Raw genomic sequence first — 20413 nt, forward strand, 5'->3', positions numbered from 1 at the left:
ATAGGGACTCGGTACACTTTTTCTTTTCACATTAGGTATTGCCCTTTGCGCTAATATATGATAATTTAGTTCTGCACTGCATGGTTCTTTTATATTTTGTGCGGTCGTGGCGGAATTGGCAGACGCGCACGGTTCAGGTCCGTGTGGGTTAATCCCCGTGGAGGTTCGAGTCCTCTCGACCGCATACCTAAGTGCTTATAAATTAGCTGTACTTTTGAATTGCTCTTCAACCTGAAGAGCCTTTTTCTATTTATAAGGATATTTCAAATTTGGATAACTCTAATGTAAAAGAAGTGAAGCGAAGATGGAACCTATTGTAAATGTCAATACGAAGCGAAGTGTGCGGTTTCTTGAAAAATATTTTTCAGGAGAATCGTTAGATTATCGCCATATGATTGCTTTATTTATCCCTATTCTGGTAGATCAGGCCTTTATAGTGGGGCTGAATCTAGTGAATACGGCCATGATCAGTTCGTCCGGTGTGGCGGCTATCAGTGCGGTGAACATGATTGATTCCCTTAATCTTTTTCTCATTAGTGTGTTTATCGCGGTATCAACAGGTGGTACGGTTGTCGTAGCGCAGTATAAAGGAAGCGGCAATAGTCTTATGGTATCAAAAGCTACCGCAGGCGCCACTTCATCGGTTTCCCTTATGGCTTTTGTTATTGGTATGTTTGGCATTCTTTTTCACAATCCGCTGCTCAACTTACTATTTGGAGCGGCCTCGCCAGAGGTAATGCACAACGCCCGAATCTATTTAATTGGGAGCTGCATCTCCTATCTTGGAATAGCTGTGGTAGAGGCAGTTTGTGGTGCTCTTCGAGGAATCGGAAGGACGAGAGCCTCGCTTGCGCTATCGCTCATTATGAATTTAGTTTACGTCCTCTTGAATCTCGTATTTATTAACCTTTTGCATATGGGCGTTCTTGGGATGACCATTTCTATAAATATAGCCCGATATTTGGGTGCGATATGCGCTCTTTATTATTTGTTCCGGATGGACAATGAATTGCATATTCGAATTCGTGACTTATTGGTTGTTCAATTCTCTATGCTCAAAAAAATAATGTTCATCGGTATGCCTTTTGCGGCAGAGCAGATGTTCTTTAATGGTGGTAAGATTCTGACGCAAGTCTTTATCGTCAGTCTCGGTACTTACGCGCTTGCTACAAACGCTATTGCCTCTTCCTTTGCGGGGATTATGCAAATTCCGGGTAATGCGCTGTCTTTGACGATTATTACAGTGGTCGGACAATGTATGGGAAGCAATAATGTTAAGGATGCCCGGAAATTTATTAAATCGTTTCTCGTAGCATCTTCCCTTTCCTTTGTGGTGATGGGATTGTTAGTTATGCCTTTCTTCCATCCGCTAGTGTCGATGTTCCATCCACCTGCAGAGATTGTGAGGGATATCTTCATAATTGTACTTATTAATACAATCGTACAAATACCGCTGTGGTCTGTTAGCTTCTTAACACCGTCAGCGCTTAGAGCAGCGGGGGATTCCAAGTTCACATCTATGGTGTCTATGTTGAGTATGTGGTTGTTCCGTGTAGTACTCGGATACCTCTTAGGGATTGTTCTCGACTTTGGTCTACTTGGGGTTTGGTTAGCTATGAACTGTGAGTGGGGAATTAGAGGATTCATATTTCTACGGCGCTTCATGGGTAAGAAGTGGGTTCAGCATCGTGTGATATAGTAAAAGTAAAAGACACCCCGTGTGGGTGTCTTTTGTTTGCCATGCGTGTAGTATTATTCTTTGATCTGTGAGAACAAATCATTCAAAGCTTCACTCATTGTAGGGTGAGTAAAGATATGATCTCTCAGAAAGGTAAAATCTTGCCCTGTTTGTATTGCCATGCTCACGATATTAATCACTTCGCTGGATTCCGCACAGAACAATGTAGCTCCTAGGATTTTATTGGTTTTTGCATCTACAATTGCTTTTAGGAAGCCCTCGGTTTCATTGATTAAGCGGGCACGGGGGATAGCTGCTGAAGGTAACTTAGCGACTTTGATTTCAAGTCCTTGTTCCACGGCGGCTTCTTCACTTATTCCTACTCTGGATAGTGGGGGATCAATAAATACGCTATATGGAACAACGTCACGGTCATTTGTGGTATGGGAATGATCCCCGAAGAGATCATTTCTTACAATTCTATAATCATCTAGTGAGATATAGGTAAACTGTAAACCGCCTTTGACATCGCCGAGAGCCCAAATATGGGGAACAGTGGTTTTTAGAGAAGGGTCTACCTTAATGGCCCCCCGATCGGTCACTTCAACACCGGCGGCTTCTAAATTTAAACCCTCAATGTTTGGTTTTCTCCCCGTTGCAACTAACACAGCATCGACTTCCAACTCTTGAATAGTACCGTCTATAGTATAGGAGATGATGGCTCCGTCATTAACATCCTTCAGTCCTATAATCTTTGCATTCAGTTTGACCTCAATGTTCTTCTTGGTAAAGGTTTGGAGGACGGCGTCCGCGACATCGCGGTCTTCTTTAGGAATGAATTTCGAGGAACCCTCCAGCACCGTAACCTGTGAGCCGAATTGACTGTAGATCGAAGCGAATTCCAATCCAATATAACCACCACCAATGATGGCTAGTTTAGTTGGGAGCTCCTTAAGATCCATAATGGATGTGCTGGTATATACGAACTTACTATCTTGTATCCCATCAATAGTAGGAATGATGGTTTCAGCGCCCGTATTAATGAAGATTTTATCGGCGGTTAAGATTTTCGTCTCACCTGCATCCTTTACTTGGACTTCGTGATCCGATAAGAAGGAAGCTTCACCATTGATAACTTCTATATTCTCGTTCTGATTTAGATTATCGTAATTTTTTTGGCGTAGACTTGAAATAAGCTGATCCTTATTATGGACCGCTTCTATATAATCTTCCCCTTGATGGGCTTGATAAGCTAAGGATTTCGTAGGGATACAGGCGATGTTAATGCAAGTTCCACCGTACATTTTCTTAGAGCGTTCAATCACGGCTACTTTCCATTTTCGATTAGCTAGTTCTGTGGCAAGGGTCTTTCCACCTTTACCGAAACCAATAATAATAGCGTCAAACTTGTTCATTTTAATACCTCCGGGTCACACAGGATGTTTTAGATTATGCATATGCATAAATAGCATGTTACTTTATTATTACCCTAAATCCGAAGGTCATTAAACGAATAATAAGGAGAATTGAAGGCAAAAAAGAGATCTCCAAAAAAGGAAATCTCTTAGTCATTCATAGGATAGAGTATAATTTATCGTAATTTAATCGATCCACCATCGACCATGATCGTTTGACCCGTAATATAGTCGGAATCTTCGCTAGCTAGGAATACTGCAACACGGCCGATATCACTTTCCAGCTCGCCCAGTCTTCTCAAAGGGATCTTCGAAATCATGCTTTGGTAGTACTCTGGGTTCGCTTCTGCCCACTCCATCATGCCAGGTGAATTAGCGATAGGAGAGATGAGGTTTACATTGATCCCGAATGGGCCAAATTCATTGGCGGCTACACGAGTAATTCCGCGGATGGCTTCTTTTGCGGCCGCATAGGAACCTTGATTGACATCGCCATTAATCCCAGCGCCCGATGAAAAGTTTATAATCTTTCCTTTAGTTTCTTTTAAATAAGGTAGTGCGGCTTGCATGAAATAGAAGGTAGGATAGAATCCGGTGTTAAAAGATAAATCCAAATCCTCCTGTGTCATTTCTTCGATCGAACTCATTCTAGATGCATGTGCATTGTTGACCAAAACATCTATTTTTCCAAACTTCTCAGCCACCTGCTGTGTAATACCTGAAAGTTTATCGTGCTCCATTAGATTGGCTTGAATGAAGATTGATTCAGGTTGATATGCTTGTAATTGCTTAATGGTTTGGTTACCAGCTTCTTCGTTGAGATCGATAATAACTACCTTGGCGCCTTCTTTAACAAATGCCATGGCCATTCCTTTACCGATACCGCCAGCTCCACCTGTAATGATTGCAACTTTCCCTTCGAGTCTATTCATGTTGACATCTCCTTATTTGAAAAAAATGTTGCCGCATGTCCAAACCCTTATCTGTATTAAGGGATAATTGTTCTTCTCCATACTTTACCCAAATTAGTAACTAACTTTACTATGAAGTGAAATTTATATCATTCCCACCTCATGAGTTTAAAATTAATTATGGATAAATAAAGGGAAGCCTATGGAAATTATCGCTCCACCATCTCTACGGTTCCCCGCCGTGATCAGACCTCCGGAGCGCTCGACGATCGCACGGGATATGGCTAGGCCTAATCCTGATTCACCATCTTTTCCTTTAACAAATCGGTGGAACAGGTATGGAAGCAGGTCTTCTGAAATGCCAGGACCATCATCACTAACGGATAGTTGAACTTGTTCATCTTTAATAAAAGCATGAATGTAGATATGTTTGTTGGCATAACGAGTGGCATTGGAAACTACATTCAGAAGGGCTTGCAGCAGCTTATCTCTATCAGCCCGGATCGTAAGTGGCTTACAATCATCGTAGGCTACATGTAGGGTCAGCCCTTTTTTTATTAAAAGAGGGTTCATACGTTCAATCGTTTCTACGACTAAATCATCCAGAGAGATCTCGCTAGATCTAAATATATCCTCTTCACTATCCAGCTTGGCAAGTAGGGTCATCTCCGTAACGAGTTTCTTCAGACGACTACTCTCACTCATAATAATATCCAGACCTTTATCGATGCCTTCCCCTTCAAAGATGCCATCCTTGATCCCTTCAGCATAACCAGAAATAGACATCAACGGGGTTTTTAATTCATGGGAGGCATTCTGGAAAAATTGCTTCTGCACGTGGTTAAAACGATTCAATTCGCCAGCCATGTCATATACAGATTTAGCAACAGCGCCAATCTCTCCACCAGCTTTAATCAGCTTAACTTCAGAGAAGTGGCGTTCTTTTACCTTTTTCAGCTCTTGCTGTAGCTTCATTAGAGGTTGGATTAGTTTTTTTGTGATAAATAGAGCAAATAGGAACATAAATGCGCCTGCTGCACCGAAAACGATCAGTAGTCTTTTGAGCAGCGCTTGTTCAATCGTTGTAACTGCACTCATGGGTGTAAGCAGAGTTAGCGTGCCTATTGGCGTGGCTTTCACTTCTGTTATATATCTGGTATCTGTTCCATTCCAAATGCTCTGGAGATCAGAGGTCTGACCTGCGACAAACTGCGAAGTGGAGTCTAGCGTGATCGAACTCATATTCGATGAGGTGGACAATACTTTTCCTGTCTCATCGCTAAGAATGGCTTCGACGTTTGCTGCGCCTACAGAGGAGGACATGAACGCTGGCAATGTACGGATTTCAGTCTCTATATCGGCCCTTTGTGCACTCTCTTGAATCATAGTGGCTGACATGGCTGTACCAAGGGTTCGTAATTCCGCCTTTTGTGTTCCAACGAAATGATTGAGCAGCACGAAGTGGATCACGAAAGCGGTAATAGACAGGAGTAACACCAATACAATGCTAAAAGCAAAATTAATCTGATGAGCTAGCTTCATTGATTTCCACTCCTTCCTCAATACGCATGCGATAGCCATGTCCCCACACGGCTTCAATCGGCAGCAGATCCAGCTTTTTTCGCATTCGTTTAATTAAATGGTCTACGGCACGGTCGCTCCCGAAATAGTCATCGCCCCATACATGGGTTAGTAGCTCATCTCTTGTAAATGCGCGATTCGGAGAAGTTGCGAACACTTTTAGAAGGGTGAATTCTTTGCTAGTGAGTTCAATCTCCTTTCCATGCCAGAACACTCGTCTTTCATCCAATAATAACTGTAGGTGGCTAACTTCAATATGCGTCGGTGTGTGTGGACTACTACTTGCGGATTCCATTGGATTACTCATTTTATACCACCGTTGTAACTGGCGTTTAATGCGAGCAACTAGCTCCCGAGGGCTGAATGGCTTGACCAGATAATCATCACTGCCAAGCTCTAAGCCTAATATTTTATCCACTTCATTATCCCTTGCGGAGATCATAATAATGGGTACTTCGGCTTCATTGCGAATTCGCCGGCAAAATTCGTACCCGTCCATGCCGGGCAGCATAACGTCGAGCACCCACATATCCGGGGGGCTTGTCTGCCATAAGGTCCATGCTTCCTCAGCGCTGCCAAGGCCAATCGTGCGGTAATTTTCTTTTTGTAAATAAGCTTCTACAAGATTACGTATATGTTGATCATCGTCTACTACGGCAATGAGATAGTTGGTATTCATTTCGTTACCTCCAGATTATTCTTCTACAAGTATATCAATCTGCAGGTGGGTATAGGGGTCTGCCATCGTTTTTCCACAAATTAACCAATGTTATGCCACACCCCTTTTGTATGCTTGGACTTGTAAGATCATTCAAATCGATGAGGAGTGTTGTATTTATGAATCAACAGATGTTATTTAAAAAGTTAGCGTTGTCCGCCCTACTAGTGTCCGCAGTTGCCGCACCGACTGCAGTGAACGCAGCTAGTGAAGCTAAGGATCAAAGCGCGAAATCAACAAAAGCAGCGGTGGTTACTCCAGCAACGAGTGGAGCACTTTCTGTAACCTTAACTAAGATAGATTGGGTAGATCCTTTGGAGCTAGCTAAGACCTATGCACCTAATACCCTAGAAGATTGGAAGAAAACTTTGGACGAATATTATAAGAATGCTGGATTCAGTGTGACCGGAGCTACCGGGCTTGTGCCTGCGCAACCGGTGGAGGGAGTTCAATTCACAAAAGAAATTCTATCCGACGATGCCCTGCCAGTGAGTTATATTGAAGCGGGCCACAGTGCTCAATTAGTATTGCCTGATGATATGGAGCGGGATACTGAATTCACTACTACTTCAATTAAAGCTGTAGCAGCGACTTCAATAGCAATTTCCATGGCAGACCTTAGTGAAGCTGATAAAGCCTTTTTTAAAGCTCAAGAAGATCTGAATAGTGCAGCTAAATCCAAGGATGCCACCGTGATTAAGGAAGCTCTGGCTAATCTGTTGGACCATTATAAAGAGAAGATCAAGGATCTAGAAACAGCTAAGTAACAGCAATTAACGCGGCTGGGTACAAAGTAGAGATATTGAAAAGGTAAAAGTATAAAAAGACACCTCGAGGGGTGTCTTTTTTTCATGATACGAAGAATGGCTAAGCAATAATTCCTGCAAATCTGCAGGTTCCCTCTAATCCAACTCAATTCCACTCTTTACTTGAAGCCTAGCCTTTTTGCGCCAATTCACTCCGATTACCCCGGCGATAATCATCACGGTGCCGGTCCAATGGTACCATTCCAGTTGTTCATTCAGCAGAAGCACACCGCCGAGAATAGAGACAACCGTCGAAAGACTGCCGAAGATACTCACGCGGGATGCTTCCATTCGAGATAATGCGTAGTTGGAAAGGAAGGAGGTCACGAGGGAGGAGAGTACCCCAAGATAGATCATGGAGAATATGAATTTAGGCTCCTGAAAAGGTGTGAAATATTGATTCAAGGTTCCTGCCGAACCATGCTTAATGATGGAAAGTCCATTGAAGAATATAAACCCGAATAAAGTGATCATATAGGTAAGTTCCTTGGGACTCCAGGTACGTGTTAGCTTTCGGGCTGCGACGTTATAACCGGCAAGGGATAATGCTGAGATCAGTATGAGTAAAACTCCCCAAAGACTAGAGGAAGATATACTGACACCCGGAATGGCAAAGATAAGAATAATGCCCGCAACCGAGATTAGTGTAGAGATCTTCTGAAAGCCGCTCGTAGTTTCCTTCAAGAACAACGTCGCCAAAATGATGGTGAAGATAGGCATGGTCGCCTGAATAATGCCTGCTACAGATGAGGTTGTATGCAGAAGCCCGAAGGCTTGAAGCGTAAAATACAACGAAGGGTATAGTAGAGCAAGTGGGATTACCACTGCTGCCTTGGATATTCCGAACTTCACCCGCCGCCACCCTGGAAATGCAAATAACGAAGCGGCAAGGAAAGATAATGTGAAGCGGTGAGCTAATGTATCGAATGGGTCAGAGGCGGTTAAGGCCATTTTTACAAATATAAAAGAAAATCCGACAATAACAGCATTCAAGACCGCAGCTATGATCGCTTTTTGAGTAGAAGATTTATTCATCAGTATGACCTCCAAAGTGTTGCGCGCATTTAGGACCGGTCCTGTTATGCTCTTTATTCTAAGGCTAGAATAGCTATGCTACAATGTAATTATTATTCATCTGTACCGGTACAAATTAGATTCGGAGGAAGGTGAAGAGGATGTATAAGTATTCGGAAATAATCAATGATCTAGAATTACAAATCGTTGAAGACACGTATCGAGAAGGCGACAAGCTACCCTCTATTCGGGAACTAGCACTTCGTTATGATTGCAATAAGAGCACGGTGATTCGTGCACTCCAGGACCTTCAAGATAAACATCTAATCTACGCAGCTTCAAAGAGCGGATATTATGTCATGAAACGCAGTGGACAGCGGAAAGAGGAAGGTTCGCACTGGATCGATTTTACGGCATCTGCACCAGACCCTGATATTTTTCCATATCTGGATTTTCAACATTGCATCAATAAAGCGATTGATATGTACCGTAAGGATCTGTTTATCTATGGAACACCGCAGGGGCTGCCGTCTCTTATCCGTGAAATGCAGCGACAACTGGCTTCTTATCAGGTATTCGCTGATCCAAAGCAGATTTTTATCACCTCTGGTGTGCAGCAGGCCCTTGGACTCTTGACCCGTATTCCTTTTCCGAATGGTAAGGAGCGAGTATTGATTGAACAGCCGAGTTATCCTTTGTTTATGGAGTATTTGAAGACATATGAAATCGAGGCAGAGGGGATACGGCGTTCGGATGATGGGGTGGATTTGGATGAATTAGAGCGGTTATTTAAAACTGGTGAATTTAAGTTCTTTTATACCGTTCCACGGTTCCATAATCCGCTGGGCGTTTCCTTTACACGAAATCAGAAGAAGGCGATTGCCCAGCTTGCAGCTAAATACGATGTGTATATCGTAGAGGATGACTACATGGCAGATTTGGAGCAGGATGCGAAGCAAGATCCGATCTATGCCTATGATAATACATCACATGTTATTTATTTAAAAAGCTTCTCCAAGATTATATTCCCAGGTCTGCGCGTTGGTGTGGCCGTACTTCCCGAGGTGCTCTGTGAGTCCTTTAACCGATTCAAAAGACTGATGGATATAGATAGCTCTATGTTGTCGCAAGCTGCGCTGGAGTTGTATTTGAAAAGCGGGATGTTCGAGCGCCACCGAAAAAAAATGCGTTCCTGCTACGGAAAAAGATCAATGCTCCTCCACGATTCGATTATGAGGGAGGCAAATGCAGCGTCTGAAGAGCATTATTCCTATGTTCCAGCCAGTCAGCTAGGTGTTCATACTTATCTGAAATTGGAGGATAACCTTAGAGCAGAGCAGATGATCAAACGGCTGCAAAAAAAGTCCATTCGAGTGGAATTGGCGGATAGCGGTTACCTTTCCTATTTTGCAAAAAAAGAGAGGATTCTAAAGCTCAATGTATCTAGTGTAAAAGAGCCTGATATTTCTTCTGGCATTGCACAGGTGATTCGAGAAATACGCTGAAGTAGCATCTTATGGATGTTCTATCTTAATAAGATCCATCAGTTGAGAGGCGACCTCCAAGCTGTTATCTTCCCCTCAATTATGCCCCAATCCTCATTTCTCGTAACCCATAGTTTTTCTCTATCCTCCATTCAGTGAATTAAATAGGTGTTTGATTCTCCTCTAACAGGAGGTTTTATACTTGGTTCAGGTCGACAGCCTGTAGAGAAATCCAAGGAGGATTATAGATTATGAGATGGATTGAAATCATGCTTGTCTTATTTAATGTATTGATTTTGAGTGGGTTAATACTAGGACGCCCCAAATCACAACGCGGGTGGCTGATAGGCGGCGGAATTTCTGCTGCTTTACTGCTTGTCCACGCTTTCGTGGAAGGCTTGCGGTGGCCGATGATCCCAATGTATCTGGTCACACTATGGGCGATTGTAGGAGGGGTAAGGCCTTTCTTCCGATCCACAGCAAGGGCAGAAAGAAAGCCGCGACAGCGCTGGAGGGCGCTAATTCTCGGAGGAGTTGGAGTGGTTTATGCTGCTGTGTCCATTGCGCTGCCGATCCTATTCCCTGTATTTTCTTTTGCGGAGCCCACAGGTCCTTACGCGATAGGGACCGTCACCTACCATTGGACCGATTCTGCAAGAGAAGAGAAATTTACGAAAACATCCGGTGATTCCCGCGAATTAATGGTACAAATCTGGTATCCGGCAAGTTCGGAGGCTACTGGAAAAAAGGTGCCATATTTATCTGATCCTGCTCCGTATATAGAAGGACTGCATGAATTTTTGCACTTGCCGGAGTTTTTATTCTCAGGATTTAAGCTAGTCAATACCCATGCTATTGCGAATGCCGGATTAGCCGATACAGAATCTAAATATCCTGTGCTGCTCTTCTCGCATGGATTTATGGGCTACAAGAATCAGAACACGTTTCAAGTCGAGCAATTGGCAAGTCACGGCTATATTGTCGTTGGGATTGAACATGCTTATAGCAGTGTAGCTTCAGCATTTCCAGATAAGCCTGTGGTGAAGTTTGATTCAGAGGGGAAAATGGGCTATGAGCAAATGAAGTATTCTTTTATGGATCGGCGTAATGAAGTCTGGGTAGAAGATGCGAAGTTTGTGCTTGATCGAATGGAGGCCTTGTCTGCGAACGACCCTAGCGGTCTGTTTACTGACCGGATCGATCTTGAACATATGGGCATGTTCGGACATTCCTTTGGGGGAGCCACGACGGTGCAAATGCTGCTGGATGATCAGAGAATACAAGCAGGCATCGATATGGATGGGGTACTTTACGGTGAAAAGCGGATTCCTGCAGACGGCCTAAAGAAGCCTTTTTTGCTCATGAGTGCCGATGAAACGTTAAAAGGAGTAGACCAAACCACTGATGAAGAAATCGCCGCATTGGGAGCGAACAGAGACGAAATTACAGCCTACTATAATGAGATGTTTGCCCGTTATGAGCCGGTAACCGTTGGCGGAAACTATTGGATGACATTCAAAAACAGCACACATATGAGCTTCTCCGATCTATATCTGCTCACCCCGTTGTTTAAATGGATGGAGGGCATGGATGTGCGTGGAACGCATGAGCTGATTAATGAGTACACGCTCGATTTTTTTGACCATTATTTGAAAGGGCAGCCCTTGCAATATTTGAACATCAACCTGGGAGACCATCCGAAGTTCACACTTCAACAAGGCGCCGAATGAGCGTTGTCCTGCTCGAGTTTCCATTGTAATCCTTGCATCAGCAAGGCATTTCCTTTTACAATAACATCCCATTTGGGGTTGAGGAGCAGGCACAGTTTATTAAAGCGTTCTATCCGTTTGGAAGGAGCAGTTTGCATGCATTGAGCATATTGGCGGAAAAAGGCAGCCTTATCGCGGAACTGCTCTGGACCTGCATACATCATCACAAAATCTTCAACAATTGCCTGTACAACAGCGCTGTCTGCTGATAATTTGTGTTGCAGGGCTGCCTCCACCCGGATTCGGATACTCTCCAGCGTTCTGATCCAGGATGCAGCGGGAACACGAGGGTGCTTGACCATATTTAAGAAGGGTAGTTCGAATCGGACGAGCTCCTCCATGTACTGCGCATCATTCATTAGCGCTTGCAGCTCATTCCAAGCTACGGTTTGCCCGGCCGTCACTTTGACTTCATTGATAATATATTTATTGAACAAATACAAAAAAGTATTCTGCCATTCGGACGGCAATTGACCGAGCGGCTGTATTTCTTCTATTTTGCTGGAGATGAACTCGTTTCGTTTAGCAGCATTCATGGACAAGGAGTCAGCCAGCTCATTCATGTAATCCATGGAATTGCCTGATGAATGATGCTCTTGAGCTTGGCGTAGAATCGAAATCATATTAGTCAGTGTACTAACCTGCGTCTCCAGTGCTTCGATTTGCCAGTTGAGTGCTGTATTGAGCTGAATCTCTCCAGCGATGACTTGGCGAATCTCGTCAATGCCGAAGCTCAAATAACGCAGTGTTGTGATCAGCCGCAGGCGGGAAATATCTTCGGGCGTATATAACCGATGTCCACCTTCGCTATGACTCGATGGCTTCAAAAGATCAATGTCGTCATAATAACGGATGGTTTTAATGGTTGTGCCCAGCAGCTTAGCCGCCTCGCCGATGGTTTTGGTGTCTTTACGCAAGAAATCACCCCTTCTGATGGAATCATACGATGTTAAAATTGATTGTACCGAAAGGAACGACAACTTACAATTTGCCATTCCCACAACGCAAAACAGCGATCCACCAATAATGGGGGACCGCTGTTTTTTAGCGCAACTATTTATCAGTATGGATGATGTCTCTTATTGATCTTCTAGAATCTCTGACTGCCAGCCTATCTGTCTGCACATTTCGCTCATCTTGCGGATATTCAGCCTTGCCTCAATCCGGGTTAAGCCCAGTCTGATCGAAGTATCAGCAGCCCAGCGAAGTAAGTACACTAAGGTATCGGCTTGCGCTTCTTTAGCCGCATAATCTAATAATATGAGGGTATTGTCTACGACACCGGCGCGTACATATCCCCAATAGCTGCCATCAAATTGCCGTAGGGTAAACAACTCGCGATCCTCTGTCACTCCAACCTCTACTAGTGGACTCTCCAGATGCTCCAGCCACTCCTTTTCAGAAGTGAAATGCAGTGTATATTGCGGAATGTTCCACTCAGTTGTCTGGGCCGCGAGATCGGCAAGCTGCTTACAATTTTCTAAAGGGACCCAATTTTCCGCGGAATGATCTAACTCCGCCGGAACTTCTACGGCTATTTTCCAAGGTCTATAGTTTACTTCTACGCCAATGGACCCTAGGATCTCAGGTACGCCGACACTCTCCAAGCCTCTTTGCTTGGCGATCCGAATAAGTGCTCTTAATGCATCCGGTGAACCCTTTGCAACATCATTGCTATGCATAACCACAATGGTTCCATTCTCTAGCTTAGGTTCAACGTTGGCAACGATTTCTTCTGCAGAAATACCTGCCCAGTCTCCGCAATCAACGCCCTCAATATCCAGATAATCGCCCCATTCTGTCAGCCAATCGAGATTCTCACCCCGGTAGGAGCAGTATGGAAAACGCATGAAATTGGGAGACGGAAGACCTGTTGCGTCTTGATATGCCAGCTCAGTCAGCTTCAATTGCTCTAAGAATACCGTCTTTGGTACTTGGGCCATTCGCCGATGATGATACGTATGCGGAGCAAGCACATGACCCCGGGAGAGAATTAATCTCGCCTTCTCTGGATGCTGATCCATCCATTCTCCAGTGAAGAAGAAGGTACCAACCGCCCCTTCCTCCTCTAGAACATCCAGCCATAATTCAACGGGAAGCTGGGAAGGCCCATCATCAAATGTAAACGCGCATAATGCTTGGTTGACATCGCCTTTCCAAACCGCTTTAGCTGACATATTGACGCCTCTTTTCTATGATTGTTTGCCAAAAAAGTTCGGCAAGAACTCTTTATTGGCTTCCAGCATTTCATCCAGCATCCGAACCGCCACATCTACAGATGGAACGAGTGGATGATGTACCATTGCCTGAAGGGCAAGCGCACGATCCCCTGTTACAGCGGCATCAATGGCTAGCTGCTCGTAGGTTTTGACAGCATGAATAAGCCCTTTGGCCATCGGTGGAATCTTAGTCAACGGTAAAGGTAGTGGTCCGTTCTTGGTGACAACACAGTTAACTTCAATACTTGCATCATCTGGCAAGAAGTCCAGTATGCCACGGTTAGCAACATTTAAGGTCTGGATGTCGTTTGAACCGTTATGGAGCGATCTCATGAGATTAACTGCTGCTTCTGAATAGAAAGCACCACCGCGTTGTTCTAGCTGTTTCGGTTTCTCGCTCAGCTCTAAGTTGGCGTATAGCTCAAATAGCTCTTCTTCTACGCGTTTGACGACTTCAGCACGGTTGATACCTTGCTTAAACGACTCCATCTGCTCTTCGAGCATGGCATCTGTCATATAGAAATATTTCAAATAGTAGGAAGGCACGGCGCGAAGAGATTGTAGGAATTCTGGATTCCACTCTCGGGCGGGCACGTTCTTGGCACTGTAGCCCTCTGTGAGCATGTCATCCAGTTTATCTTCACCATCAACGTCGATTCGAGTAATCCAGTGCAAGTGATTCAGACCCACAAACTCAGCATATACACGGTCGGCAGCTACGTTATATTTGGAAGATACTTGCTTGATTAGGCCGATAGGTGCATTACAGAGACCGATACTCTTTACTTTGGAGTATTTCAGAACAGCCTCAGTGACCATTCCTGCAGGATTGGTGAAATTGAGCAGCCATGCGTTAGGAGCCAGCTCTTCAATATCCCGGCATACATCCAGAATGACAGGGATCGTACGCAGTGCCTTCATCATTCCGCCAGGACCTGTCGTTTCTTGACCAATGACACCATATTTAAGAGGAATCGATTCATCACGTGCGCGGGCATCAAGCATACCGACACGCATCTGTGTGCTGACGAAGTCTGCGCCTTCGATAGCCTTGCGGCGGTCTGTTGTAAGATGAACTTCAATCGGTAGCCCGGATTTCTCAACCATACGTTTAGCGAGATTTCCAACAATGTTCAGCTTGCGAAGTCCAGGTTCGATGTCTACGAGCCATAGTTCACGAACAGGAAGCTCCTTGTAATGAAGAATAAATCCCTCTACCAATTCGGGTGTATACGAAGAACCCCCACCGATAACTGCGATCTTTAATCCTTGATTAGTTGCCAAGATCAACCACTCCTGTCTTTTTTGTTTGTTGGATCGATTCATAATCTTGAAATTGCCGCATACTCTCATACACTTCACTACTAAGGGTCAAACCATCTTGATCCATCGCGGACCATACGGCACCTACTACAGGCTCTGTGGCAAGAGTCACCACAGTTGCATGTGGGGCTGCGGCTTGTACAGCTTTCTCAATAGGTCCGCGAATCCAGCCGCGATCCCCACGGGTTAGCAGACTTCCCGCCAGAACCACATCGAAAGTATCCTGCTCCATCCCAAGCTTGTGGATGACTGCAGCAGCGGACTTCCCTAACTCAACGCCTTGCCGATTTAGAATCTCTAAGGCTACAGCATCTCCTTCAGCTGCTGCTTCGAAGAGCAAGCGTGCAGCATGAACAGGGACCCTTTTCCAATGATTGAGGAAATCATTAAACATATCTGCAACTTCCTCATAACCTAGCAAGTTGAGTAGAAGTCCGGTTAAGAGGGTAGGTTGTTCCCGTCCATCCCAAGCTCTTATGACAGAACGAAAGACTTCAATGTTGAGTGCACCGCCACCGCCGAAGTCACCATACATGTAGTCAAAACCACCACACTGATAGTGCTCTCCTTGCGTGTTTCTGCCAGCCGAATTGGTGCCTGTGCCGCAGATTAGTGCAACTCCATAAGGGCGAGTCGTCCCTGCACGTAATCCGATCATGGTGTCACAGTTAATGGTGTAATTGATAAATCCGATCTCGCGAATCATTGGATGGAGAATAGCATAATCGGCCTCGCGGTCAGCGCCGGCAAGCCCAAGATAAGTATGTTGGATGTCCTCCAATCGGAGTCCGGCCTCATTTAGTGCCCCGAATGTGGCCTCTCGAATACTGTTGGCTGCCTCAAGGGCGCCTGTCTGGTGGTTGCCGTTACCGCTCCTGCCCTTACCGAGAACATTGCCATGTTCATCGCATAGCAGAGCATAGGTTTTGGTGCCTCCACCATCGATTCCCAAGTAGTAAGTCAATGGTTGTCACTCCTTGTTTATATTATTTAATTACTTGGAAGTAGTAGATTCCCGTACTATTAACTCTGGGTCAATCTTTACACCAGCTCCGCGCTTCATCTTTCCGGAGATGCGCTTTAAGAGCATTTCGGCAGCTGCTAATCCAATTTTGTCCGAGGGCTGACGGATCGTTGTTAAATATGGATGAAGCTGTGAAGCGATATAATGATCATCATAGCCAATCACAGCTACCTGTTCGGGTACCCGGATGCCAGCTTCCATCAGCGCGTTGATGACGCCAAGAGCGATATTGTCATCGCCAGCGAATACTGCAGTAGGTAACTGTCCTTCGTTCAGCCAACGCTTACAGGTATCGTATCCCATTTCAATTTCGAATTCGCCATGTACAATTTCAAATGGAGTAAGATCTTTTTCCTCAAGCGCTTGTAGGAATCCGGCACGCCGCTCCCGTGTACTACGGAACATTTCCTGTCCACAGAGATGAGCGATTGATGTATGGCCGAGCGCTAACAGATGACGGGTAGCCATATATCCGCCTTTGAAGTTGTCGATTGTAATAGAGTAGGTGTCATTCTCAGGCTTTTGGTTATCGATTAGTACATAAGGGATGCCTCGTCGTTTCATTTCCACAATATAATTGTCCTCTTCTATCGGAGAGAGCAGAATCAAACCATCTACACGATCTTCTTGGATCAAATAATGGCTATCATCCGATTCGATGCCTGTTGAGATGGATATGGCTGAAAAATAACCATGCATCGCTAATACTTCATTCAGCTCTTTGACCACTGCGTCAAAAAAGGAATCCTGCAGCGTGGTGACAATAATACCGATAATTCCCGTCTTACCGCTTGCCAGACTGCGTGCCGCTGCATTAGGGCGATAATCCAGCTCTTTAATGGCCTCCAGCACCTTCTGGCGATTATTCTCGCGTACCGATTCGGCCCCGTTTAAGACCCGGGATACGGTTACAACGGATAATCCCGACTTTTTGGCTACATCAAAAATACTCACTTTCATCTCAAGCTCTCCTCGCGGCAGATTTTCCGATCCTGTTTTCTACCTTCAGTATACAGGGTTGGCAGACTGTCCGCTGAACGTATGATTTCAAACAGGCATACCGTCCCTAAAGGGACGGCATACTTGCCAAATATTAACGATGAATGATCTCCGTAACTTTTTTCTGAATCGTCGTCATCACCTCTTCCACCGTCTTATGTCCAGTTTCTACTGGCTGCAATTCATTAATGAACATGTCATTAATTTGCGAGTAGTTGGTGATCAAATGGTTGTAGGATTCGAAGCCATAGTTCACAGCACCCTCGTAGACATTTTTGATATCTTGTGGATCGATGCCGTCAAAATGTTTATAGTAAGCTTCAGCAGCTTCGGTGTTGACGGGTGGGTTACCGCCACTAAGCTCAATGGATTTCTCCTGCACTTCGGTAGTGATCAAATATTTGATCCATTCCAAAGCTTCCTTCGGATGTTTGGAGTCCTTCAAGATCAGCAGCGGATCGACGTAAAGTGTGCTGCGCACCTTATCGTTTCCTCCCCATGGTACAGCGGCTACGCCGATTTTGAAGGGAAAGTCATTCGCACCTGCAAGGTTCCATGAGCCACCGATAGACATCCCGATTTTACCTGCAACGAAGGGATCGCCGTTCTGTCCGGCTACGCTTTTGCTCCACTCAGAGGAAGGGGAGACCTTATCTTTGAAGACGAGATCAAAGAGCTTGTTATAGGCGGCAATCACTTCAGGGGAATCAAAATAAGTCTCAGAAGGCACACCGCCATTAGTCCATGTATCCTCTGAATAAGGCTGCGCTCCAAAATATAATGGCCGCATATCGCGTTCAGACCAGGTAAAGTCTACGCCATATTGTGTTTTGGCAATATCATCGGAGACGAGAGTCATTTGTTTAGCTTGGTCGACCATCTTTTCAAACGTCCAGCTCTTATCTTCATAATCGCTTGTTGGGTAAGTCAGCTTGGCAGCATCAAACATGTCTTTGTTATAGAGCATTAAGGTGACATACATATTAACTGGGATACCATATGTGTGATCTTTAACCTTATAGATATTCATGAGGTTCTCTGGGATGTTGTAATCCGCTGGCTTGAAACCATCCTCTTTAATTAGGTCGGTCAAATCGAGCAGCATATCCTTGTTGTAGTATTCTGCGAAACCTCCATAACCCCAGTGACTTGTCACATCTGGTGATTTGCCACCGGCAATTAGCGTTTGCAGCTTGCTGTCGAACTGCTCATAAGGTGCTTTTTCCACTTTCACTTTAATGTTAGGGTGCTGCTTTTCGAAATCAGGAATTAATTTCTCAACAAATGTCCGGTCCTCTGAATCTATTGTGTAATGGGTGATGGTTACCGTTTCTGCCTTGCCTCCTGAATTGGTCGAGCCGCCATTTCCTTCGGATAGAGTGTTACCAGCCGATTTACCTCCGCTACAGCCTGACAATGCCAGAACAACTAGCATGGTTGTTGCAAGTAAAAGCGCACTACTTTTCCTGTTCTTGTTCATTAGCTAAACCCTCCATGATTTCAAGTATATTTGGCCGCCCTGTTGGCGGATTATTACTTAATCCCTGTAAGTACAATCCCTTCGACGAACTGTTTCTGTGCTACAGCGAACAGCGTAACGATTGGAACCATAGCCAGAACTGAAGCGACCATCAGCAGATGCCATGGTGGAATGCGGAATCTCGATGAGGTGAGAGAAGCCATCCCGACGGGTAGCGTGAACTTCTCTGAAGAGCTTAGGTATAGCACCGGTGTAAGCAGATCGTTCCAGTTGTAGATAAAAGCAAAGATAGCTACAGTGGCAAGGGCAGGCTTGGAGAGTGGGAGTGCTATAGTAGCCCACATCCGTATTTCGCCGCAGCCATCAATGCGCCCGGCATCAAACAGCTCTTCAGGCAACGTGGAGAAGAATTGGCGCAGCAGGAAAATGTTATAAGCTGAGCCGAAGAAAGCAGGCACAATCAAGGGTAGAAAGGTGTCGATCCAGTTCATTTGTGAAAAGAGTACGAATTGCGGAATCATAATGGCTGGATAAGGCAACATCATTGTGCTCAATAATAGAATGAACCATATCTGATTCCCTTTACCTCTAAATCTGGCGAATCCATAGGCGACCAGCGCCGAAGAAATTAATGTACCTACAACGCTGAGACCGGCGATAATTAAACTGTTTTTGTAAAGCGTACCGAACTGCAGGGTATCAAAAATTTCTGTGTAATTGCTCCACTGCCAGCTCTCCGGTAGAAAGGTGGGCGGGAACTTCAGCATCTCGCGTTTGGACTTAAGTGAAGTGGAGACCATGAAGAACAAAGGAAGCAGCATTAGAAAGGTTGTAACTACTAAAGTGATAAAGCTGAAAATCTTAACAGGTTCCACTTTCCGGCGGCGTCTTGTTCCTTTAGTCTGGGGGCTTAGCGCTCTTACTGTACTCATTTGCGTCCGCCTCCTTCGTAGTGAACATAACGGTTAGATAATTTCATAATTAGTGCGGTGCACAGCATAACTACGATGAGGAGTACCCAGGCCAAGGCTGAGGAATAACCGGCACGATATTCTTTGAAAGCACTGGTATAGAGATTATAGACATAGAACCAGGTTGAGTAATTTGGACCCCCTTGAGTCATGACAAAAGCTTGGGTAAAGACTTGGAAAGAATCAATCAGCCCCATAATTAGTTGAAAGAGCAGGACAGGAGAGATCATTGGTAAGGTAATGTTCAAGAAAATTCTGAAGCGTCCAGCACCGTCAAGATTGGCTGCTTCGATCAAACTGGCCGGTACGCCTTGCAGTCCTGCGAGGAATAAAATCATTCCTGAGCCTGCTGTCCAGAAAGTCATGATGATTAAGGCGTATAGCGCAGTGTCGGGGTTCATCAGCCAAGCCGGTCCATGAATGCCGAACCAGGAAAGAATGTAATTGAAGAGCCCGATTTGCGGGTTGAAGATCCAGTACCATAGCAGGGACATAGCCACGCCGGATACCATACTTGGAAAATACATTGCTGTTCGGAAAAAGCCGCGGAGAGGAATGGTCTGGTGGAGCAATAGCGCAAAACCAAGACCAAGTGCAAGCTGGATGGGAACACCGATGAAGGTATATCTCAGCGTGACAACCACCGATTTCCAGAACAGGTCATTGTGAAACATCTCTGTGTAGTTAGCGAGCCCGATGAACTTAGGTGGGTGAATGATGTCATAATCAGTGAAGCTGAAGTAAAGCGATGACAAAATAGGATAAAGGGCGAATACAAGGAAGCCGATAATCCAAGGAGAAATGAACAGATACATATAAAACGTCTGCCGCCTGTTCTCGCGATTGATCATGACACATCAACCTTTCAGTTTTAAAGTATAAGCGCTTTAACTTTTGATCGTGACAACACTATTTAATAGCAATAATACTAGAAACTCAAAATCAAAAGTTTAACCGCTTTAACTTTTTGGTTCGCTTGATAAGCTTATCATAGAGGATGATTAATAAATAATCAACACTT

At 44.8% G+C, this 20413-nt stretch carries 17 protein-coding genes and 1 tRNA gene; 5 read left to right on the forward strand and 13 right to left on the reverse strand.

Annotated elements, in window-relative coordinates; all coding sequences use genetic code 11:
- Window positions 1–100 precede the first annotated feature (100 nt).
- Window positions 101–184, forward strand: a tRNA-Leu gene (locus tag ACN6KS_RS01140).
- A gap of 120 nt (window positions 185–304) precedes the next feature.
- Window positions 305–1699: an MATE family efflux transporter gene (locus tag ACN6KS_RS01145; protein ID WP_440961143.1), complete on the forward strand. Its 1395-nt coding sequence runs from the start codon at window positions 305–307 to the stop codon at window positions 1697–1699.
- Between the two features lie 53 nt (window positions 1700–1752).
- On the opposite strand, the gene ACN6KS_RS01150 is transcribed toward ACN6KS_RS01145, so the two are convergent.
- From ACN6KS_RS01150 to ACN6KS_RS01165, 4 genes are all read right to left on the reverse strand, one after another.
- Window positions 1753–3093: an FAD-dependent oxidoreductase gene (locus ACN6KS_RS01150; protein ID WP_440961144.1), complete on the reverse strand. Its 1341-nt coding sequence runs from the start codon at window positions 3091–3093 to the stop codon at window positions 1753–1755.
- A gap of 176 nt (window positions 3094–3269) precedes the next feature.
- Entirely contained in the window at window positions 3270–4025 is a 756-nt protein-coding gene (locus ACN6KS_RS01155; RefSeq protein WP_094869217.1) for an SDR family NAD(P)-dependent oxidoreductase, read from the reverse strand.
- Between the two features lie 153 nt (window positions 4026–4178).
- Complete coding sequence (locus tag ACN6KS_RS01160) at window positions 4179–5546, reverse strand: sensor histidine kinase (RefSeq protein WP_440961145.1); 1368 nt, start codon at window positions 5544–5546, stop codon at window positions 4179–4181.
- Window positions 5524–6264 carry a response regulator transcription factor gene (locus ACN6KS_RS01165; RefSeq protein WP_094877525.1) on the reverse strand — a complete coding sequence of 247 codons (741 nt, stop codon included), beginning with the start codon at window positions 6262–6264 and terminating at the stop codon, window positions 5524–5526. The genes ACN6KS_RS01160 and ACN6KS_RS01165 overlap by 23 nt, the downstream gene beginning before the upstream one ends.
- Before the next feature lie 158 nt (window positions 6265–6422).
- On the opposite strand from ACN6KS_RS01165, the gene ACN6KS_RS01170 reads away from it, so the two are divergent.
- A complete protein-coding gene (locus ACN6KS_RS01170) occupies window positions 6423–7070 on the forward strand; it encodes a hypothetical protein (protein ID WP_440961146.1) in 648 nt (215 codons plus the stop codon).
- A gap of 135 nt (window positions 7071–7205) precedes the next feature.
- Here ACN6KS_RS01170 and ACN6KS_RS01175 read toward each other — a convergent pair whose 3' ends face one another.
- Window positions 7206–8144, reverse strand: coding sequence for a DMT family transporter (locus ACN6KS_RS01175; protein ID WP_440961147.1), 939 nt, complete (start codon window positions 8142–8144; stop codon window positions 7206–7208).
- Between the two features lie 140 nt (window positions 8145–8284).
- Here ACN6KS_RS01175 and ACN6KS_RS01180 point away from each other — a divergent pair, with 140 nt between their 5' ends.
- Both ACN6KS_RS01180 and ACN6KS_RS01185 read left to right on the forward strand, forming a co-directional pair.
- Complete coding sequence (locus ACN6KS_RS01180) at window positions 8285–9628, forward strand: PLP-dependent aminotransferase family protein (RefSeq protein WP_440961148.1); 1344 nt, start codon at window positions 8285–8287, stop codon at window positions 9626–9628.
- Window positions 9629–9858: 230 nt separating this feature from the next.
- Window positions 9859–11337, forward strand: coding sequence for an alpha/beta hydrolase (locus tag ACN6KS_RS01185; protein ID WP_440961149.1), 1479 nt, complete (start codon window positions 9859–9861; stop codon window positions 11335–11337).
- Here ACN6KS_RS01185 and ACN6KS_RS01190 read toward each other — a convergent pair.
- From ACN6KS_RS01190 to ACN6KS_RS01225, 8 genes are all read right to left on the reverse strand, one after another.
- Window positions 11319–12293, reverse strand: a complete 975-nt coding sequence (locus ACN6KS_RS01190) for a MerR family transcriptional regulator (protein ID WP_440961150.1) — start codon at window positions 12291–12293, stop codon at window positions 11319–11321. The genes ACN6KS_RS01185 and ACN6KS_RS01190 overlap by 19 nt on opposite strands.
- Window positions 12294–12455: 162 nt before the next feature.
- A complete protein-coding gene (locus ACN6KS_RS01195) occupies window positions 12456–13553 on the reverse strand; it encodes a polysaccharide deacetylase family protein (RefSeq protein WP_440961151.1) in 1098 nt (365 codons plus the stop codon).
- A gap of 15 nt (window positions 13554–13568) precedes the next feature.
- Window positions 13569–14921 carry a 6-phospho-beta-glucosidase gene (locus tag ACN6KS_RS01200; RefSeq protein ID WP_094869208.1) on the reverse strand — a complete coding sequence of 451 codons (1353 nt, stop codon included), beginning with the start codon at window positions 14919–14921 and terminating at the stop codon, window positions 13569–13571.
- The gene (locus tag ACN6KS_RS01205) at window positions 14869–15882 is read right to left on the reverse strand and encodes an N-acetylglucosamine kinase (RefSeq protein ID WP_094869207.1); all 1014 of its coding nucleotides are present in this window, start codon (window positions 15880–15882) and stop codon (window positions 14869–14871) included. The genes ACN6KS_RS01200 and ACN6KS_RS01205 overlap by 53 nt, the downstream gene beginning before the upstream one ends.
- A 30-nt stretch (window positions 15883–15912) precedes the next feature.
- Window positions 15913–16902 (reverse strand): LacI family DNA-binding transcriptional regulator, encoded by a 990-nt coding sequence (locus ACN6KS_RS01210; protein ID WP_094869206.1) that lies wholly within the window; start codon window positions 16900–16902, stop codon window positions 15913–15915.
- Window positions 16903–17035: 133 nt separating this feature from the next.
- On the reverse strand, window positions 17036–18421 hold the full coding sequence (locus ACN6KS_RS01215) for an ABC transporter substrate-binding protein (RefSeq protein ID WP_094869205.1): 1386 nt from the start codon (window positions 18419–18421) through the stop codon (window positions 17036–17038).
- Window positions 18422–18474: 53 nt separating this feature from the next.
- Window positions 18475–19353, reverse strand: coding sequence for a carbohydrate ABC transporter permease (locus ACN6KS_RS01220; RefSeq protein WP_094869204.1), 879 nt, complete (start codon window positions 19351–19353; stop codon window positions 18475–18477).
- Window positions 19350–20243 (reverse strand): carbohydrate ABC transporter permease, encoded by an 894-nt coding sequence (locus tag ACN6KS_RS01225; RefSeq protein WP_036687229.1) that lies wholly within the window; start codon window positions 20241–20243, stop codon window positions 19350–19352. Before ACN6KS_RS01225 ends, ACN6KS_RS01220 begins: the two co-directional genes overlap by 4 nt.
- Window positions 20244–20413: the final 170 nt, after the last annotated feature.

The organism is Paenibacillus nitricinens (assembly GCF_052056485.1).
GTDB lineage: Bacteria > Bacillota > Bacilli > Paenibacillales > Paenibacillaceae > Paenibacillus_AQ > Paenibacillus_AQ nitricinens.

Excerpts from the sequence above, each read along its gene's own strand:
- ACN6KS_RS01145 (WP_440961143.1), top strand. The coding sequence starts at position 305 with ATGGAACCTATTGTAAATGTCAATACGAAGCGAAGTGTGCGGTTTCTT.
- ACN6KS_RS01150 (WP_440961144.1), bottom strand. The coding sequence starts at position 3,093 with ATGAACAAGTTTGACGCTATTATTATTGGTTTCGGTAAAGGTGGAAAG.
- ACN6KS_RS01155 (WP_094869217.1), bottom strand. The coding sequence starts at position 4,025 with ATGAATAGACTCGAAGGGAAAGTTGCAATCATTACAGGTGGAGCTGGC.
- ACN6KS_RS01160 (WP_440961145.1), bottom strand. The coding sequence starts at position 5,546 with ATGAAGCTAGCTCATCAGATTAATTTTGCTTTTAGCATTGTATTGGTG.
- ACN6KS_RS01165 (WP_094877525.1), bottom strand. The coding sequence starts at position 6,264 with ATGAATACCAACTATCTCATTGCCGTAGTAGACGATGATCAACATATA.
- ACN6KS_RS01170 (WP_440961146.1), top strand. The coding sequence starts at position 6,423 with ATGAATCAACAGATGTTATTTAAAAAGTTAGCGTTGTCCGCCCTACTA.
- ACN6KS_RS01175 (WP_440961147.1), bottom strand. The coding sequence starts at position 8,144 with ATGAATAAATCTTCTACTCAAAAAGCGATCATAGCTGCGGTCTTGAAT.
- ACN6KS_RS01180 (WP_440961148.1), top strand. The coding sequence starts at position 8,285 with ATGTATAAGTATTCGGAAATAATCAATGATCTAGAATTACAAATCGTT.
- ACN6KS_RS01185 (WP_440961149.1), top strand. The coding sequence starts at position 9,859 with ATGAGATGGATTGAAATCATGCTTGTCTTATTTAATGTATTGATTTTG.
- ACN6KS_RS01195 (WP_440961151.1), bottom strand. The coding sequence starts at position 13,553 with ATGTCAGCTAAAGCGGTTTGGAAAGGCGATGTCAACCAAGCATTATGC.
- ACN6KS_RS01200 (WP_094869208.1), bottom strand. The coding sequence starts at position 14,921 with ATGAATCGATCCAACAAACAAAAAAGACAGGAGTGGTTGATCTTGGCA.
- ACN6KS_RS01210 (WP_094869206.1), bottom strand. The coding sequence starts at position 16,902 with ATGAAAGTGAGTATTTTTGATGTAGCCAAAAAGTCGGGATTATCCGTT.
- ACN6KS_RS01215 (WP_094869205.1), bottom strand. The coding sequence starts at position 18,421 with ATGAACAAGAACAGGAAAAGTAGTGCGCTTTTACTTGCAACAACCATG.
- ACN6KS_RS01220 (WP_094869204.1), bottom strand. The coding sequence starts at position 19,353 with ATGAGTACAGTAAGAGCGCTAAGCCCCCAGACTAAAGGAACAAGACGC.
- ACN6KS_RS01225 (WP_036687229.1), bottom strand. The coding sequence starts at position 20,243 with ATGATCAATCGCGAGAACAGGCGGCAGACGTTTTATATGTATCTGTTC.